Origin of the sequence: Streptomyces sp. NPDC020597, from assembly GCF_044335095.1 — a bacterium.
Lineage (GTDB): Bacteria > Actinomycetota > Actinomycetes > Streptomycetales > Streptomycetaceae > Streptomyces.
The window spans coordinates 55,119-70,650 of sequence record NZ_JBIRUL010000014.1 but is presented as its reverse complement, the minus strand read 5'-3'; the positions used below and the strand labels follow the sequence as shown (position 1 = coordinate 70,650).

Sequence of the window (15,532 nt, the reverse complement as noted above, 5' to 3'; positions counted from 1 at the left end):
CACAGCCATCAGACGACATCCGAGGTGATGCACCATGCGTATCCGCAGAGCTGTCGCAGCGACGGCCGCCGCGATGATGCTGGCAGGCGGAGGTGTGCTCGCCGGCTCCGGCGCGGCTCACGCCGCCCCCGCGGCCGGCTGTCACACCGAGATCCGCTACGTCCCGGTGACTGTTCTCAAAACCGTGCAGGTCTTCGAGAACGGGCACTGGGTCACCAAGGTCATCAGGGAGACCGTCATCACGCGAGTGACGACGGTCGTATGTGACTAGGGTCCGTCGCCGGACGGACATCGCCCGATCGGGCTCGGCATACGGCAGGACCGCCGCCTCGCGGGAGGCGGCGGTCCTGTCGTTCCGGGTCGGAGCAGTCCGTCCGTGTGTCGTCGGACGCGGGCTGTGACGCGGACTGCGCCTCAGGCCCCTTCGACGGCCTCGGGTGCGTCGCCTGCGCCGGCGGCTTCGTCCTGCGCCATCCCGAGGAAGCGCCGAATCGCCGCGACCGGCATGTCCAGTCCTTCGGACGCCGCGTGCTCGTCGCCGAACACCTGCACCGCCTCGGTGACGGCCACGGCCAGTTCGAGCTCGGCCTTGCGGACCTTGGCCTCGGCCTTGTCCACGGTGTCCACCACCGCGAGCTGGCGACGCTGCTTCTCCTGCAGCCTCTGCTTGCGGGAAAGGGTCTTGTCGGAGTTCTGCACAGACATGACCAAGATCATAATCGGTACGCCGGCCTTCCCTGAACTCCGCAGCCGGTCTTTCAACTACGGCGGTGATAGACCTTGTTGGCGATGCGCCAGCCGTCGTCCACACGGGCCAGCAAGAAGATGTCGGTGAAGGTGTCCGCGCCGTGCGCGAGCGTCATGGTCGCGGTCGCGACGCTGCCGTGGACGTCGACGGTGTCGACACGACGGGACCGCGTCGGCTCGTCCGGGGCGGGCCGGCCGGGGAAGAGGGCGCAGTACTCGTCCAGGGGCCATGAGACGAACGAGCCGTCCCGGATCCCTTCGATGTGGGCGGTGGGCAGGAAGGCGTGGCGGAAGTGGGTGGGGTCGCCGGTTGCGTGTCCGCGGATGTAGGCGTGGAGCGGTTCGAGCACGGCGTCCTGCACGCCGGGGACCGTCGCGGCGACGGCGATGTCGGCCTCGGGGTCGGCGGCGGCCTGGGCCAGACGGGCTGCGCCGTGCAGGGGGGTGTTCGACGCGGCGGCCAGCAGCGCCAGGTCCTTGGCCAGCGCACCGATGGTGAACTCGGCGGCGCCGGCGCTCGGCCCGCCGACCAGGAAGGGCCGTTTGCGGGCCACGAGCCCGCCGAGCCGGCCCAGTTCGAGGATGTCCAGCGTCTGGGCGCGGGACAGGCCGAGGGCGTCGGAGTGCCGCAGTGAGTCGCGCAGTGCGAGGACGGCCCCGGCGAGGCAGCTGTTGGCGATCAGCTTGAGCGATGCCGCGGTGCAGGCGTCGTCGACGCGGCGCACGGTGCCGAGCGCCGCCAGCACGGGTCGGACTCGATCGAGGGTGTCCTCGCGGGCGGCGGTGAGGATCTGCAGGGTGCCCGCCGAGGCCGCGGGCACGGAGCCGAGGACGGGCGCGTGCACATAGGAATCGCCGAACTCCCGTGCCAGCTCGGCTGCTTCGGCGGGGGCGATGGTGCCGGTGTTCACCACGATCGCGTCCGTTCGCAGCGAGCTGCGCACGTCGTCGAGTACCTGACGGCAGGCCGGACCGTCGAACAGCGCCAGGATGACGAGTCCGGCCTTCGCCACGGCCTCGTGCGGATCGGCGGTCGTCGGGACGGCGCCCGATGTGCGCCCGGAGCGTGTCCAGCCGACGACGTCCCAGTCCTCGGCGGCCAGTCGTGTCGCGATCGCGTCGCCCATGCGTCCCAGCCCGAGGACGGCGATCGTGTGCGGTGAGGTCATGGGCGTCAGGCTGGTGCACGGCAAGGGCTGCGACAAGCGCAGATCTCGCGGATCTGCCCTGCGTGACACGCATACCCGCAGGTCATACTGGTGCCATGGAACTGACGGTGTGGCGGACCTTTGTGACGGTGTGCCGGCTCGGTTCGCTGTCGGCGGCGGCTGCCGCGCTCCATCACACGCAGTCGGCCGTCTCCCGGCAGATCGCCGGTCTGGAGAGGGAGCTCGGGGTGCCGCTGGTGGAGCGTCATGCGCGCGGCGTGCGCCCCACGGCTGCGGGCGAGGTGTTCCGGCGCCACGCCCTGGCCACGCTCGACGAGGCCGACCGCGCCGTGCGTGCCGTACGGGACGCCGGTGGCGGGGTGTTCGACCGGCCGCTGGCCGTCGGCGCGACGCCTTCCCTGGCCGCAGGAGTGGTTCCCGAGGCCGTCCGGGAACTGCTGAGGCACGCCGGGTCACTGCGGTGGAGCCTGCGGCCGGGCCTGAGCGCGGCGCTGCACGACCGCGTGATCGCCGGCGATCTCGACATCGCCGTCGTCACCGACGCACCGCCGGGACTTCCCGAGGACCCACGGCTGGAACGCCGGTACCTCGGGCTGGACGACATGGTGGTCGTGGTGCCCGTCGGCCATCCGCAGGCCGGACGCGGTCCGGTGCACTTGCGGACGCTGGCCGACGAGACCTGGGCCGAGGACAACGACGGTTCGGCTGCTCTCCTGCACCTGCATGCCGCCCGCGCCGGGGTCGCCGTCCGCTTCGACGTCATGGCAGCCGATCTGCCCGGCAAGCTGGCCCTGGTCGCCACGGGCCACGCCATCGCGCTCATACCCGGGGTGCTGACCGGCGCGCTGCGGGCCGATGTCACGACGGTGACGCTCGTCGACCCCCCGGCCCGGGGCGTCTACACGATCACACCGCGCCGAGACCCCCACCCCGCCTCGGCGTCGTTGGCCGACGAGCTCGCCGCGGTCTTCGCCTCGGTCCGTGCGCCGTCCCGGGGCGGGCGCCGCCCGACCGGAGCGGACGCCGGCGGGGGACGCACACTCCCCGGCTGATCGGTCAGGCTGCTCGGCAGAGCGCCGCGGGGTCGGTCGGGGAGGCGCCGCGCGCGGCCGCCGGGTGCACGGGACGCGCCGCGCCTGCCGCGTCGGCGCCCCGCGCGCCGCTGCTCGTGGGGCCCGGGGTCGCCGAACGGTGGCGTGCGAAGACCACGAGGCGGAGCACCGCGAACCGCGCGACACCGGCGAGTCCGGTGGCGGACAGGTACACGACCTGTTCGAGCAGCGCACCGGGCGTCGCCACCAGCTGCCGCAGCACGAACATCGCCACGCAGGTCACCGCGTACGCGGCCGCCGCGGATCCGGCCGACTGCGCATGCTGCCGTCCCGTGGCGTGACCGCCGGCGCCGAAGGTGAACCGGGCGTGCAGCTCGGTGGCGAGGAGCGTGGAAACCGCGGTGGTCACGGCGTTGGCCAGAGCCCAGGGCGTCCAGGAGGCGAGCGCGGCCACCGCGAAGCTCGAGGCGACCCCGACTCCCCCGCCGCAGAGCACGAAGCGGGTGAAAGCGGCGAAGGCGCCGGACACCTCCCGCGGCCCGCCCTGCACTGTCTCCACGACGTCCCCACCCGTTGTCCGATCACCGTTGCGTAACGCGCGCTTCCCGGCCCTCACAGCCCCTGCCCCCTCTTTCCTCATACCGGAAACGCTACGTTGCATTCATAGTTACGGCAACTGATTTACTGCAAGAGAAAGGAGTACTCCCAGGTGAACGTGATGAAAATGTTGCAATGACGCCGCACTAACGCAACCCCCCTCCTTCCGTTCGTTGCAATGGGCGAAAATGAACGCTACGCCGAGGAGTCCGGCGAGAGCAGGTGGATCCCTCGCCGGTCCCACCCAAGCCGAACCCACTCGTGTTTCACCAAAGGCCCGCTCGCGCGCGGCAGTCGGCGAAGGTGCGGCAGGACGACAGCCGCCGGCCGGCCGGGGCCCACGGGCACCCGGCCGCGAGCGTCCGGCCCGCGCCGCGTGCCCGACCCAGCTGCCGACCAGCTCCGGTCAACGCGCTGGTCACCGGGGTTTCCCGAGGGTTTCCCGTTGCCCGCCCGGGCGGGCAACTCCTGTGCGTGGACGAGACGGTCGCGCCGAGAGCAGGCTGCTGTGGGGCACCTCCCCACGGCGCCGACCCACCGCCGTGGCCGCCTCGCCCACGCCGACGGCACAAGGCCGGCCGTGCGACGACCGAACACGGCCGGAGAAACGGGGAACGACATGAGAAGACAGAAACAGCGCGACCGCGACCGCGACGGAACACCGTACCGCCGCTTCCGACCGCTGCGGATGCTGGTCGCCGCCGCGGTGGCCGTCGCCTGCCTGGCCCTGCCGACAGCGGCTCCGGCGAGCGCCGCACCGGCCGCACCGGCCGCCGACACCTGCGCGCCGCTGAAGGCGGGAGCGAGCATCGCCGCCCAGGACGCCGTCAAGGTCGCCTGCCGCTACGTCGGTTGGATGTACGCCTGGGGCGGCGGCCACGCCGGCGGTCTGCCCGGCCCCAGCCAGGGCATGCTGGACAAGGACGACCTGAAGTCCATCAACGATCCGAACTACTGGAGCTTCGACTGCATCGGCCTCGTGCGCTGGGCCTGGTACAAGGCGACCCGCCAGGACATCATCAGCGAGCGCACCACGCAGTCCACCTGGCAGAACCCCGGCTACGCGCACACCAGGCTCGCCAAGGAGCAGGGCGAGGCTCCGCTGCTGCCCGGCGACATCATGTACTTCGGCCAGGGGCTCAGCCACGTCGCCCTCTACCTCGGCAACGGCAAGCGACTCGAAGCACCCGAATCGACCGAGGTCGTCAGAGTCTCGGACATCCCCTGGGCCTCCTACCAGGGTGCGCTGCGGCCCGAAGTCCCGGGCGTCTTCCCGGTGTGGGAGTACGACGGTCTCGGCAAGCAGGTGAAGACCTGGGGCCAGCCGAACCTGCGCAACGACTCCACCACCGGCAGCAGCGGCGGCATCAACTGGACCATCAACAACGGCATTTCCGTCGCCGTGCGGGCACTGTGCCAGCGCGTGGGAGAACGGGCCACCGTGGACGGCATGGTCAACAACGTCTGGACCTATCTGCCGGACTACCGCAGCTGGATCAGCAACCTCTTCATCCAGGGCCCGGCGATCACACCTGGTGTGCCGTCGTGCGGGGAGTACTCGAGAATCGGCGGCACACTGGAGGGCGCTTCCTCCAACACCTCCTGCGGTGACGGCACCCCACCGGACTCCGCCGGCGCGTGGACGGCCAAGTCCGCCACCGTGTTCGGCCGCACCGTCGAGCTGCGCTACAACAGCACGACCGCCTGCGCCTGGGGCCGAATCGTCGGCGGCACGGTCGGTGACGAGATCTGGGTCGATCGCAGCAACAACGGCGGGGACACCTGGGAGCCGATGCTCGGCTACACGACCGTCACCTCGGGCGGCGACGCGTACACCACACAGTGGAACGACAACGGCCTCGTGATGCGTGCCTGCGGCACCAACGGCAAGGGCGGCTCGATCGTCTGCACGGCTTGGTTCTGACTCCGTCACCGCGCGACGACGGCCGTCCACGGCACGGGCGACAGCGCGTAACCGGTTTCGACGGCGTGCCCGACTGCTGTCGTTCACGCCTCCCCTGCATCGAGAACGAAGGAGAAACATGTTCGGGAAACACGTCAAGGCAGCCATGATCTCCACCGCGCTGGCCACCGTGCTGGCCGGAACCGTCGCTGCCCCCTCCGCGCAGGCGGCGTCCTCGGCAGCGGCCGCCGAGTGCGGCGTCCGGGCCCATGACGGCCGGCTGTGGTGCGGGAACCGCGGCGACGCGCCGACCCGGCTCCAGCCGTTCCACGAGAGCCCCTTCAACGGCCTGCTGAAGTCGACGTTCAGCTACTTCACCTGCTGGTCGACGGGCGGACTGCACGGCGGCGGGAACACGACCTGGTACCGCACGGTGCCCGACTGGATCAGCGAGGGCAGGGAGGGGTACGTGCCGGCCGACTGGGTGTTCACTCCCAGTTGGTTCGACGCCGACCCGAGCAGGTACGGCCTGCGGCGCTGCTGACGGCCCCCTCCGTCGGCCCTCGCCGCCGAACGGGCGACGTCTCAGTAGGATGCGGCACGCATGCGCCGGGCGTCGAAGAGTGCGACGGGGTGGGCCGTGGTCCCGGTCATGGAGAGATCGGCGACGATCTCCCCGACCACCGGGACGAATTTGAAGCCGTGGCCCGAGAAACCGCAGGCCACGGTGACCTGGGGATGGGCGGGGTGGGTCGACAGGACGAAGTGCTCGTCCGGGGTCAGAGAGTAGGTGCAGGCGGCTCCCTTGACGAAGGGGCCGGCCAGAGCGGGGATGCGCGGGCGTAGATACGCGCGCATCGCCTCCACCTCGTGCGGGTGGATCTCCCGGTCCAGCCGGTCGGGGTCGGCGGCGGCGCCCTTGTCGTGGAACGCGACCTTGACGCCGCCGTCCGGGCCGTCCAGGGCGGGAAAGCCGTAGATGTCGGTGCCGGTGCGGTCCTCCCAGACGTACACGGGGTGCCGGTCCGCAGTGAAGGGGGCGGTCCCGCCGCGTGGGGCGAACCAGAACATGACGCGGCGTTCCACGCGCACCGGGACTCCGATGTCGGCCAGCAGCCGGGGCGCCCACGCGCCGGGGGCGATGACCAGCCGGTCCGCGAGGTACGTCCCGCGGGCCGTGACCACCCGGGCTGCGCCATGGGCGTCGATCTCCCACCGGAGGGCCGGCTCCTCGAAACGCAGCTCCGCACCGGCGGCCGCGGCCAGGTCGAGGTGGGCGCGGACCGTGAGCTCGGGCCTGACCACGCCCGCCCCGCGCTCGTGGAACGCGACCTCGTCGGCGGCGGGGGAAAAGGTGGGAAAGCGCCTACGGACCTCCTCGCTGCCGAGCACCTCGTGCTCCAGCCCCCACGCCTGGGCGCTGTGGACGCTGCCGGCCACCATGCGGCTGTCGTGCGGCCCGAGGACGAGAGCCCCGGTAGACGTGAACACGTCGCGCCCCGACTCCGCGGCCAGCTCGTCCCACAGCTCACGGGCGCGCAACAGCAGTGGCACGTAGGCCGCGCCTTCGGCGTAGGCCTGCCGGTAGATGCGCGAGCCGCCATGGCTGGCGCCGAGAGCGTGGGCGGGCCCGAAACGCTCCAGGCCGAGGACCCGCTCACCGCGCCGGGCGAGGTGGTACGCGGCAGAGCTGCCCATGCCTCCCAGGCCCAGCACGATGACGTCGTGGGAACGGAGCACGTCGCCCTCCCGGCGCTCAAACCTGCACGCAGTGGTCCGAGGCGGTCACAGCGCCCCGAACCCCTCGAATGTATCCCGCGCGGCGCGCGGAGCGAAGCGGGGGCCGGAACCGGCCCGAGGGCGATTCCTCACCGGTCGGCCCGGAGGACGGTCGGCCTGAAAGGCGGTCGGTCTCCAGGAGCGTCGGCCTCGAGGGCGTCAGACGGTGCGGGAGGAGGCCGGTCGCCAGATGCGCAGGTCGAGCTGTGCGGCTTCCTTCTCGGCGGGCGGAGGCCACGAACCCGACCCGGCGTGGCTCGCCCGGTTCGACTGGCGGGCGATGATCGTAGATCGCGGAGAATCCGCCGGTGACCCGGGGGGTGTCCGCCGGTGGGACGTCGGCGAAGACCACCGGAGATCGTGTCCGCGCCGCCACGGGGTAGGCGAAGGTGAAGCGAGGAAGGGAACACCATGACGACGTACGTGATCACCGTGCCCGGCACCTTCACCACCGCCGTCGGGCAGGACGCCCGGGCGCGGCTGGGCCGCGCCCTGCGCCCCGCCGATCCGCATCGCACGCGGATGGGAGACGCGCAGGATCTCGACCCGCTCACCGTGAACGAGGACGACACGTTCACCATCCGGCTCGCCGTCGAGGCGGACAGCGCCACGCACGCCGAGCAGGACGCCCGCCGGCTCGCGGACTCGGCCCTGCACGACGTGGGCCTCGACGGGACCAGCGCGCCGCTGGGGCCGGCGGTCGTCACGGGCATCGACTCCGAGATCTAGGCGTGTCCCGAGAGTCCCGTCCGCCGGACCGGTGAGGCGCTTTCGGCAGGGGGGTCCCGGGGCGTCGCCAAAGCCGGCGCAGCCCGGACCGTGGGGCCCGGGGCGGTCCGTGAGGCCGGTGGTGACGGTGGTGACGGCCCACCATCCGGTCTTGCCGGCCGCCGGGACTCCCGGAACCGCCGGGACTCCCGGACCCGCCCGGCCGCTCAGTGGCCGCCGTGCCGGTGTGACAGACGCTCGAGCACCGCTCCCGCCATGGCCTCCTCACCCTTGGCGTTGGGGTGGGCGGGCGCCGCCGGCGAGGCGGGCTGCAGCGGCTCGATCCACCGCTGTGCCGCGGGCTTGCACATGTCGTGGCCGACGGTCGGACCGTAGGTGTCGACGTACTGGGCTCCGCTCCAGCGCGCGACCAGACGCAGCATCAGGTTGAGTCGCTTGCCGGTGTCCCGCAGGTAGGGGAAGTCGCGCGTCGCGAACGGCACCGAGGGTGCGCAGCCGCTGCCGTCGTCGGGCAGCAGGTCCGGGTAGCCGACGACGAGGACCCGGGCATGCGGCGCCCTGTCGTGCACGGCCCGCAGCACCCGGGCGACCTTCGGAGCGGTTCTGGCGATCGCCACCGTGAGCTCGTCGACGCCCGAGGCGTTGTAGTGACGCTGGCACGGATTGCCGGTGGGGTCCTGCGGGGCCAGCTGGGCGCAGGTGCCGATGATGGTGCCGAAGCCGATGTCGTTGCCGCCGATCTGGACGGAGACGATGTCGCTGTTGCGGCCCACCGCGTCGAGCTGAGGGGCTTTGGCTCCCTGCGGTTTCCACATGTTCTCGGTCGTGGCCCCACCACAGCTGACGTCGTTCAGGACGGCCGCCCGCAGCCGGCCGGTCACGAGGGAAGGGTAGTTGTGATCGGAGCGGGCGCAAAAGGCGTCCACCTGCCGGGGAATGAGAGGGCCGGAGGTGTAGGAGTCGCCGAGCGCGACGTATCTCGTCGTCCCTCCTCCGCCGTGCGCCGCGACGGGAGCCGCGGAAGCGGCCACCAGGGCGCAACTGCCCAGCGCGGCCAGCAAGGTGACGCTCTTTCTGCCCCGACCGGCCGTTCTCCGCGTCCGCACGCCGTGCTGCATCGCGTCTCCCCCTCGTCACCGAGCCGACCGGCGCCGCCGTTGCGGACGGCCGACGTTCCGTTCGACCAGGCTTGTATACCGCCGGGTAGGCCGTGGGTGCCAGAACCGTGAACGAACCTTTCGCCGCCGGACGTCGAGGAGGCACTGTCACCCCCGGCACCGGCGACGGCGTCACGCTCCTGACCGTGCGTCCCGTCGTCGGGCCCCGGTCACGGGAACGCCGCGACCGGGGCCTCGATGTCAACCGCCCCGGAGGGCGCCGACCGCCGTCAGCTCCGGTACCGGAACACGATCCGGCCGCGAGTCAGGTCGTACGGCGGGAGCTCCACCAGCACCCGGTCCTCCAGGAGGATCTTGATGTAGTTCTTGCGGATCTTCCCGCTGATGTGCGCGAGCACCTGGTGGCCGTTGTCCAGCTCCACGGTGAACATGGCGCTGCGAAGGCACTCGACGATCCTGCCCTCGACTTCGATGACGTTCTTGTTCTTCGTCATCGGACCAGCTCCAGGTTGCTGCTCACCGGTCGGCCGCCGATGCCCTCGAACAGCGCTGAGGCCGCCTGGTTGGACTCATGGACCTCGGTCCAGGCGGCTTCGAAGCCAAGGCGGTGCTGCGTCGCCAGCGCGTGGGCCACAAGCGCCCGCGCGATGCCGCGGCGCTGCTCGCCGGCCCGCACCGCGACCAGCCCGATGCGCGGCCGGATCGCCGTCACCACCCGGATCAGACCGAGATAGCGGTCCGACGCCGCGGCCACGGCGTACTTCGCCGGATCGCCGACGGTGTCGCCTCCGGGTTGGGGGACGACCTCCGCGGGCATCGACTGCCAGCCCACGGCCGCCTCGACCTCGTCGCGGATCGCCCGGTCCACCGCCCGCAGCAGACGCTCGTCCGCCTGCCCGGCGGGCACGATCGTCACGCCCGCCGGCGGGAGGACCGCCTCGAGCCCTGTGACCCGCGGATCCGTCGGCACGGCGTACTCCCATTCGCGGCGGCGGATCGCGAACCCGGCCCGCCGCCAGCCGGCCGTCAGCTCGACGTCGGCCTCGTCGACCACCGTGTACAAAGGCGCCGGCAGTTCCGCCAGCATCGCCTCGGCGAGCCGGTCGAAGACACTGTCGTGCCAGGCGTCGATGCTGACGAACAAGCGACCGTCGGGCCGGTGCCCCGCGTGTCCGCGGCCGACCACCAGGTCGTCGTCCAGCGCATGCCACTGCCGTTCCGCGACACGCGTGATCGTCACCGCGCTCTCGCCCGGGGCAGGAGTGAAAGGCTTTGTGTTCATCGGAGTCTCCCTCCAGGAATGCCTCGATCTCAGGCGCTCCTGGCGACACCGAACGTCAGCCGCCGGACCGTGACGGGTTGAGGGAGCACCCATGGGTAACTGTGTTCACGGGTCTCACCTCCATACGACGATTTCACGGTCCACCGCGAAAGTAGCAGAGGGTCTCCGCCTCTCTCAAAGCCTTTTCCCGGCCGATCGCGACCCCTTCTTCCGGCCCCGCTGCCCGCCGAGTCTTGGGACACGTTTTACGCGGCACGTGCAACTGGGGACCGCACCGCGTATGTCTCACCATGCGTCGGGCCTGTCAGGGCCGAGGACCGAGAGAGCGGGGCAAGTCGTGGGACGGCGCAAGGGCGGCATAGGGATCGCACTGGTCACGGGTGTGGTGCTGGTGGGCGCGAGTGCCTGCGGCGGGGGCGGCAGCGACAAGGCGGGCGGAGACGACTCCAAGGCCTCGGGCGGGCCGAGCGTGAGCGCCTCCCCCTCACCGACGAAGCCCGCCGGGCCGCCGATGCTGCTGGAGACGATCACCCCGCAGACGGGGGCCACGGTCGGCGTCGCCATGCCGATCTCGGTCGTCTTCACCAATCCGGTGGCGGCCAAGGCCAGGGCCGCGGTCGAGAAGCACATGAAGGTGAGCACCTCGCAACCGGTGGTCGGCGCCTGGCACTGGTTCGGCGACAAGCGTGCCGACTGGCGTCCGAAGGCGTACTGGCCCTCCGGTACGACCGTACAGATCGACGCCGACATGAAGGGCGTCAGCAACGGCAACGGCCGCTTCGGCGTGCGCAGTTACACGCACAGCTTCAAGATCGGCGACGACGTGCGCGCGGACGTCTCGGTGACCGGCCACACCATGAAGGTGACCCGGAACGGCAGCACACTGCGCAACCTGTCGATCAACGCGGGCAGCGCCCAGTATCCGACGTGGAACGGCACGATGGCCGTCATCGACAAGCAGGAGAAGGTCCACATGACCTCCTGCAGCGTCGGCATCAGCTGCGACAAGGGAAGCCCCAACTACTACGATCTGACGCTCCCCTGGGACGTCCACCTGACCCAGTCCGGCACCTACGTGCACTACTCGACCGGCGACCCGAATCCGGGCAGCGGCAGTGCCCGCGGCTCGCACGGCTGCGTCCACCTGTCCCTGTCGGACGCCAAGTGGTTCTACGACCAGGTCAAGCAGGGTGACCCGGTCACCATCACCGGATCTCCGCGTGCCAAGGCCTCGGCCGACAACGGGTACGCCGACTTCAACCTGGGATGGGACCAGTGGCTCGCCGGCAGCGCCTCCGGTGAGGGGACGACGGTGGCGCGCGCCGCCGCACCCGCCCCCGCTTCGTCCTCCGAATCGAGCGCCACCGGCGCCTGAACACCGAACGTCCGGGTCTCCCGCCGAGCTGCTCGCGCGGGAGACCGCTGGCTTCCGGCCCCGGACTCAGGACTCCTTGCTTTATCGTCCCCGTGACGATAACTTCGGAGCCATGAGCGACACGTCTTCACGCCCCACGGCGGCAGCCGCCGCGACAGCCGGGGAGACCTGCGAGGAACTGGCCCGGCAAGCCGCGGAGTTGGTCACGAGCCGGGTCTCCGCCGGCGCTCCCTTGTCGCAGGACCAGCAGTGGGAACTGGTCGGCCTGCAGAACACCGGATCCGCGCAGGGCGAGATGCACGCCTTCGCACGCCTCGGCGCCTGGCAGCGGCAGCTGGCCGAGGCCCTCGAGTCCGCGGACGGCTCCGAAGAGGGGCGCGACCGCGTCCGCGCGGCGAGGAGCGAGGCCGTCTCACAGATGCGCGACATGCTCCTCTCCGGCATCCCCTCGGCAGAACGCCTCGGCAGGTCCAAAAGCCCCACCACCGATCCGCGCGCACAACTGCGCTCCTTCATCGGCCGAAACCGGCGAAACGACCAGCCGGCAGAGCAGGCGGCGACTCCCCGACCGCACCCCTGAACCGCTCCGCGCTGCACTGCTCCGGCCGCACTGCCGCATCGCTGGACCGCGCCACCCGGCCACGCCGACGAAGGAGCGACCATGAGCTACCCCTGGATCGTCGAGGGAACCGTCGAGCTGTGCCCGCCCGTCCCGCTCGCACGGCTGCGGGAACTGCTCGACCAGAGCACTTTCCCGGGAGGGTTCCGGATCGCGCCGCCCGGGCTGGACGGGTCGGGACTCACCGAACTGGCCCGCCGCGCCCGCTGGGTGCTCGTTCCCGACGCGGACGCCGACGCGGGCACGGACGACGGCCAGGACCGCCCGCAGGCCATCAGGTTCCTCCGTGTGAACGATCAGGGGATCGAGGGGCACGAGGTCGACGAGCGGCTCAAGGGCCTGTCTGCGTGTATGGGCACAGCCCATGAATTCCGCGGACGCCTCCTCTACTGGGGCGACATGGGGGGCGAGGACGGCGAGATCGTGCCCCCCAGGGACGGCCGGGCGCCATTCTGGCGGCAGATCGGCGGCCGGTACTGGTGAGGAGGCACGCCGGAATCGCCGACGGCCGACCCATCGAACGGTTCAGGAGAACGGCGTCGGTCCGGATCGGCCGCGGAAGCCGCTACGCGTCGGTCCAGCGGATCGGGTGGCCGGAGGCGTCGGTGGTGAGCCAGGATCCGTCTCCGAGGGGCCGGATGTCGTAGGGGTCGTCCGTGCGCGCGTCGAACTCGGATCGAACCTGGCCCGAGCGCGCGTCCACGCGGTAGTGGCGGAACCACTCCTCCTCGTCCTCGGTCTCGCCGCCGAGGGTGAAGGATTCGATCCACACCCGGCAGGTTAGCCGCGCCGGGACGTCGATCCCGCAGGGGAGGCGGGTTCAGGCGAGGGGGCGGGCGTGCACGCTGACGGCGTATCCGCCGCCCGGCCGGTAGGGGTCGCCGGACCAAGTGGCGTAGCGCTGCCGCAGCGTCAGTCCGGCCTGTGTGCACCAGTCGTCGAACTCCTCCAGTGTCACCGTCGGTTCCGGCAGCGGCAGGTGCTGCGCGTCCAGCCCCATTCCGGTGACCAGGAGTCCGCCCGGACGCAGAACCGTGGCGAGCTGCCGTACGACAGCCGGTTCGGTGCCGGGGGCCAGCAGGGGGATGACGTTGCCGGCCGCGAGCGCCAGGTCGAAGCCCGGTTCCAGACCGAGGCCGTCCAGGTGCGCCAGGTCGCCGTGGAGCCATTCCTGGCCGGGGGCGTCGCGGCGGGCCACGGCGAGCATCGAACGGTCGACGTCCACGCCGGTGCAGTGGTGACCCAGCTCGGTCAGCCGGACGGCGATCCGCCCGGTGCCGCAGCCGGCGTCGAGGACGCGGGCCGCGGGGTTCAGCAACGCGTCGCAGAAGGCGGCCTCGCCGTGGACGTCCTGACCCGATGCGGCCAGCCGCGCGAACCGCCGGGCGTACTCCTCTCCGGCCTGCCCGCCTGTCAGCTTCGCCCAACGGTCGTCCTGGCTGCTCATGTTCTGCGTACCTTCCGATGGAGTCGGGGAGAACGGTGTGCTGCCGCGCATTCTTTCCTCCTCGCCGCCACGCTCGGCGCCCGACGCGCGACGGGCCGCCCCGCACTTCCGCAAGCGCCTCCGGTTGCGTCCCAATTCAGCCTATTGCGCGGGTAGTTATGGCTGAAAACTCCGGCCAACCCGGCACAACCATCCAGATGGCCTGCTGGTCACATAAGGCAGGAGTAACCAACTCGTAAGATCACAAGGGGGAAATATGCGCTTCACTCACACCATGCTGGGCGTCGCGGCCGTGGCGCTGTCGCTGGGGGCGACGACCGCTCTGGCGGCACCCGCCTCCGCCGCACCCAACACCACGCCGCAGAAGGTCTGCGGCAGCGGCTACAAGACCGTGAACTCCGCGGCCGTCGGCTCACTGGGCACCATCTACCTGACGTACAACGCCGCCAACGGCAAGAACTGCGTCACGACCATCCGCAGCAACCCGGGCTCCGCCGTGGAGATGTCCGCGTGGCTCTACATCCCCGCCACCGAGCAGGACTCCAACGACTACGGGCAGTACACGTCCTACGCGGGTCCGACGTACGCCTACGGCAAGGGCCACTGCGTCGACTGGGGCGGCAACATCAAGAACGTGTACGTCACGGTGGGCGACTCCAACTGCGGCTCGCTGCGGGAGCACCGGGTCACCTCCACCCGCTGACACCCGCTCCTCCTGCCCGGCCGCGACATCCGGTGTGCCGTCCGCCCCGTCCTGCGGGCGCCGCCCGTCGACGGCCGACGGGACGACGTCATGCCGTCGGCCGCGCAGGAGGACGTGCCGGCCGGGCCCGCCCTGGCGGAACCGTCCCGGTCCCGCCAGGGCGACACACATGATCCGCACGCCGGACCATCGGTGGCGTGCCCGCCCCAGGACGGCCCGGTTCCCGGGACCCGGGTCCGTCAGCGGGCGCGCCGGATGCGGATCGGGCCGCGGGCCTGCGCCGGCGCGACGGGACGGCCGGCCTGCGTGATCTCCACCTCGCCGGCCGTGACCAGCCGCCGGGCCGCACGGCGGGCCGGTTCCATGAGCTCGCGCCAGCCGTCGTCGTCCCCTTCGTACACCGCCCGTGCGGCGTCGGAGGGGCAGATGGAGGCCGTCGGACCGCGCCTCTCGAGCAGCTCCAGGATCACCCGTTCCACACGACGGTCGTCGTGCCGTTCGCTGTCCGTCATACCGCCATTGTCCGCCGTCGGCGCGCGGCAGGACAGCGGGGGAGCGGCCGTGCGGCCGACGGCCGTGCAGCGGTCCTTCGGGGCCCGGGGCGTCCCCTCAGCGGCCGGCCGCTTCGGCGGCGCCCTCACGCGCGGACGCGGCCCCTGCGCCGTGGGAGGCGCGGGCGCCGGTGTCGACAGCGGGGGCGAGGAAGGCCGCGCAGGCCACACACGCCAGGACGACGAGCAGGGCGGGGCGCAGTCCGACATGGTCCGCGAGGGTCCCGAGGCCGGGAGGACCGACGAGGAACGCGACGTATCCGATGGTGGCGACGAGACCGACCCGGGCCGTCTCGTCGGGGCCCGACTCCCCTGCCGCGGAGAGCGCGAGGGGGAATCCGAGCGAGGCGCCCAGCCCCCAGAGCAGTACGGCGACGCCGGCGAGCGGGGCCCTGGACGAGTTGCCGGGCCGGCGATCCCGGCCTGGCCGGCTGCGACAGGACGGCCCGCCGGTCCGCCGT

The 15,532-nt window shown here is 71.6% G+C and carries 19 protein-coding genes and 1 pseudogene; 9 read left to right on the top strand and 11 right to left on the bottom strand.

The features are described 5' to 3' along the window. Window positions 1-34 precede the first annotated feature (34 nt). Window positions 35-271, top strand: coding sequence for a hypothetical protein (locus ACH4ZA_RS23940; protein ID WP_398431508.1), 237 nt, complete (start codon window positions 35-37; stop codon window positions 269-271). A 143-nt stretch (window positions 272-414) separates the two neighbouring features. On the opposite strand, the gene ACH4ZA_RS23935 is transcribed toward ACH4ZA_RS23940, so the two are convergent. Then, the gene (locus ACH4ZA_RS23935; RefSeq protein WP_398431507.1) at window positions 415-705 is read right to left on the bottom strand and encodes a hypothetical protein; all 291 of its coding nucleotides are present in this window, start codon (window positions 703-705) and stop codon (window positions 415-417) included. Window positions 706-758: 53 nt separating this feature from the next. Beyond that, window positions 759-1,916, bottom strand: a complete 1,158-nt coding sequence (locus ACH4ZA_RS23930; protein WP_398431506.1) for a nuclear transport factor 2 family protein — start codon at window positions 1,914-1,916, stop codon at window positions 759-761. Window positions 1,917-2,011: 95 nt separating this feature from the next. Between ACH4ZA_RS23930 and ACH4ZA_RS23925 the strand changes: the two genes are divergently transcribed. Beyond that, window positions 2,012-2,968, top strand: coding sequence for a LysR family transcriptional regulator (locus ACH4ZA_RS23925; RefSeq protein ID WP_398431505.1), 957 nt, complete (start codon window positions 2,012-2,014; stop codon window positions 2,966-2,968). Between the two features lie 4 nt (window positions 2,969-2,972). Here the strand turns inward: ACH4ZA_RS23925 and ACH4ZA_RS23920 are convergent, their stop codons facing one another. After that, on the bottom strand, window positions 2,973-3,527 hold the full coding sequence (locus ACH4ZA_RS23920) for a GtrA family protein (RefSeq protein ID WP_398431504.1): 555 nt from the start codon (window positions 3,525-3,527) through the stop codon (window positions 2,973-2,975). 657 nt (window positions 3,528-4,184) lie between these two features. Between ACH4ZA_RS23920 and ACH4ZA_RS23915 the strand changes: the two genes are divergently transcribed. Beyond that, window positions 4,185-5,489 carry an NlpC/P60 family protein gene (locus ACH4ZA_RS23915; RefSeq protein ID WP_398431502.1) on the top strand — a complete coding sequence of 435 codons (1,305 nt, stop codon included), beginning with the start codon at window positions 4,185-4,187 and terminating at the stop codon, window positions 5,487-5,489. Between the two features lie 118 nt (window positions 5,490-5,607). Continuing rightward, window positions 5,608-6,012 carry a hypothetical protein gene (locus ACH4ZA_RS23910; RefSeq protein WP_398431501.1) on the top strand — a complete coding sequence of 135 codons (405 nt, stop codon included), beginning with the start codon at window positions 5,608-5,610 and terminating at the stop codon, window positions 6,010-6,012. Window positions 6,013-6,053: 41 nt separating this feature from the next. Here ACH4ZA_RS23910 and solA read toward each other — a convergent pair whose 3' ends face one another. Further along, on the bottom strand, window positions 6,054-7,208 hold the full coding sequence (gene solA / locus ACH4ZA_RS23905) for an N-methyl-L-tryptophan oxidase (protein WP_398431500.1): 1,155 nt from the start codon (window positions 7,206-7,208) through the stop codon (window positions 6,054-6,056). 450 nt (window positions 7,209-7,658) lie between these two features. On the opposite strand from solA, the gene ACH4ZA_RS23900 reads away from it, so the two are divergent. Further along, a complete protein-coding gene (locus ACH4ZA_RS23900) occupies window positions 7,659-7,976 on the top strand; it encodes a hypothetical protein (RefSeq protein WP_398431499.1) in 318 nt (105 codons plus the stop codon). A 206-nt stretch (window positions 7,977-8,182) separates the two neighbouring features. Here the strand turns inward: ACH4ZA_RS23900 and ACH4ZA_RS23895 are convergent, their stop codons facing one another. From ACH4ZA_RS23895 to ACH4ZA_RS23885, 3 genes are all read right to left on the bottom strand, one after another. Continuing rightward, window positions 8,183-9,094, bottom strand: a complete 912-nt coding sequence (locus ACH4ZA_RS23895; RefSeq protein WP_398431498.1) for an SGNH/GDSL hydrolase family protein — start codon at window positions 9,092-9,094, stop codon at window positions 8,183-8,185. A gap of 269 nt (window positions 9,095-9,363) precedes the next feature. Further along, window positions 9,364-9,588 carry a translation initiation factor IF-1 gene (infA, locus tag ACH4ZA_RS23890; protein WP_398431497.1) on the bottom strand — a complete coding sequence of 75 codons (225 nt, stop codon included), beginning with the start codon at window positions 9,586-9,588 and terminating at the stop codon, window positions 9,364-9,366. Continuing rightward, window positions 9,585-10,376 carry a GNAT family N-acetyltransferase gene (locus ACH4ZA_RS23885; protein ID WP_398431496.1) on the bottom strand — a complete coding sequence of 264 codons (792 nt, stop codon included), beginning with the start codon at window positions 10,374-10,376 and terminating at the stop codon, window positions 9,585-9,587. The genes infA and ACH4ZA_RS23885 overlap by 4 nt, the downstream gene beginning before the upstream one ends. 337 nt (window positions 10,377-10,713) lie before the next feature. Between ACH4ZA_RS23885 and ACH4ZA_RS23880 the strand changes: the two genes are divergently transcribed. The 3 genes from ACH4ZA_RS23880 to ACH4ZA_RS23870 all read left to right on the top strand — a co-directional run bounded on the left by ACH4ZA_RS23880 (window position 10,714) and on the right by ACH4ZA_RS23870 (window position 12,853). Next, entirely contained in the window at window positions 10,714-11,751 is a 1,038-nt protein-coding gene (locus tag ACH4ZA_RS23880; protein ID WP_398431495.1) for an Ig-like domain-containing protein, read from the top strand. Between the two features lie 112 nt (window positions 11,752-11,863). Then, window positions 11,864-12,331: a hypothetical protein gene (locus ACH4ZA_RS23875; protein ID WP_398431494.1), complete on the top strand. Its 468-nt coding sequence runs from the start codon at window positions 11,864-11,866 to the stop codon at window positions 12,329-12,331. Window positions 12,332-12,412: 81 nt separating this feature from the next. Then, the gene (locus ACH4ZA_RS23870; RefSeq protein WP_398431493.1) at window positions 12,413-12,853 is read left to right on the top strand and encodes a hypothetical protein; all 441 of its coding nucleotides are present in this window, start codon (window positions 12,413-12,415) and stop codon (window positions 12,851-12,853) included. Between the two features lie 82 nt (window positions 12,854-12,935). Here ACH4ZA_RS23870 and ACH4ZA_RS23865 read toward each other — a convergent pair whose 3' ends face one another. Both ACH4ZA_RS23865 and ACH4ZA_RS23860 read right to left on the bottom strand, forming a co-directional pair. After that, entirely contained in the window at window positions 12,936-13,142 is a 207-nt protein-coding gene (locus tag ACH4ZA_RS23865; RefSeq protein ID WP_398431492.1) for a hypothetical protein, read from the bottom strand. A 48-nt stretch (window positions 13,143-13,190) separates the two neighbouring features. Continuing rightward, entirely contained in the window at window positions 13,191-13,817 is a 627-nt protein-coding gene (locus ACH4ZA_RS23860) for a class I SAM-dependent methyltransferase (RefSeq protein WP_398431491.1), read from the bottom strand. Window positions 13,818-14,073: 256 nt separating this feature from the next. On the opposite strand from ACH4ZA_RS23860, the gene ACH4ZA_RS23855 reads away from it, so the two are divergent. Then, window positions 14,074-14,520 (top strand): spore-associated protein, encoded by a 447-nt coding sequence (locus ACH4ZA_RS23855; protein ID WP_398431490.1) that lies wholly within the window; start codon window positions 14,074-14,076, stop codon window positions 14,518-14,520. 239 nt (window positions 14,521-14,759) lie between these two features. Here ACH4ZA_RS23855 and ACH4ZA_RS23850 read toward each other — a convergent pair whose 3' ends face one another. Beyond that, window positions 14,760-15,032, bottom strand: coding sequence for a DUF3253 domain-containing protein (locus tag ACH4ZA_RS23850; RefSeq protein ID WP_398431489.1), 273 nt, complete (start codon window positions 15,030-15,032; stop codon window positions 14,760-14,762). 97 nt (window positions 15,033-15,129) lie between these two features. Next, window positions 15,130-15,471, bottom strand: a pseudogene (locus ACH4ZA_RS23845) (MFS transporter); the annotation flags it as partial. Window positions 15,472-15,532: the final 61 nt, after the last annotated feature.

What these genes read in the sequence shown, in the direction of transcription:
- infA (WP_398431497.1), bottom strand. Translation starts at nt 9,588, where the DNA reads ATGACGAAGAACAAGAACGTCATCGAAGTCGAGGGCAGGATCGTCGAG.
- ACH4ZA_RS23855 (WP_398431490.1), top strand. Translation starts at nt 14,074, where the DNA reads ATGCGCTTCACTCACACCATGCTGGGCGTCGCGGCCGTGGCGCTGTCG.
- ACH4ZA_RS23910 (WP_398431501.1), top strand. Translation starts at nt 5,608, where the DNA reads ATGTTCGGGAAACACGTCAAGGCAGCCATGATCTCCACCGCGCTGGCC.
- ACH4ZA_RS23915 (WP_398431502.1), top strand. Translation starts at nt 4,185, where the DNA reads ATGAGAAGACAGAAACAGCGCGACCGCGACCGCGACGGAACACCGTAC.
- ACH4ZA_RS23935 (WP_398431507.1), bottom strand. Translation starts at nt 705, where the DNA reads ATGTCTGTGCAGAACTCCGACAAGACCCTTTCCCGCAAGCAGAGGCTG.
- ACH4ZA_RS23900 (WP_398431499.1), top strand. Translation starts at nt 7,659, where the DNA reads ATGACGACGTACGTGATCACCGTGCCCGGCACCTTCACCACCGCCGTC.
- ACH4ZA_RS23875 (WP_398431494.1), top strand. Translation starts at nt 11,864, where the DNA reads ATGAGCGACACGTCTTCACGCCCCACGGCGGCAGCCGCCGCGACAGCC.
- ACH4ZA_RS23885 (WP_398431496.1), bottom strand. Translation starts at nt 10,376, where the DNA reads ATGAACACAAAGCCTTTCACTCCTGCCCCGGGCGAGAGCGCGGTGACG.
- ACH4ZA_RS23925 (WP_398431505.1), top strand. Translation starts at nt 2,012, where the DNA reads ATGGAACTGACGGTGTGGCGGACCTTTGTGACGGTGTGCCGGCTCGGT.
- ACH4ZA_RS23860 (WP_398431491.1), bottom strand. Translation starts at nt 13,817, where the DNA reads ATGAGCAGCCAGGACGACCGTTGGGCGAAGCTGACAGGCGGGCAGGCC.
- ACH4ZA_RS23940 (WP_398431508.1), top strand. Translation starts at nt 35, where the DNA reads ATGCGTATCCGCAGAGCTGTCGCAGCGACGGCCGCCGCGATGATGCTG.
- ACH4ZA_RS23870 (WP_398431493.1), top strand. Translation starts at nt 12,413, where the DNA reads ATGAGCTACCCCTGGATCGTCGAGGGAACCGTCGAGCTGTGCCCGCCC.
- ACH4ZA_RS23895 (WP_398431498.1), bottom strand. Translation starts at nt 9,094, where the DNA reads ATGCAGCACGGCGTGCGGACGCGGAGAACGGCCGGTCGGGGCAGAAAG.
- ACH4ZA_RS23850 (WP_398431489.1), bottom strand. Translation starts at nt 15,032, where the DNA reads ATGACGGACAGCGAACGGCACGACGACCGTCGTGTGGAACGGGTGATC.
- ACH4ZA_RS23930 (WP_398431506.1), bottom strand. Translation starts at nt 1,916, where the DNA reads ATGACCTCACCGCACACGATCGCCGTCCTCGGGCTGGGACGCATGGGC.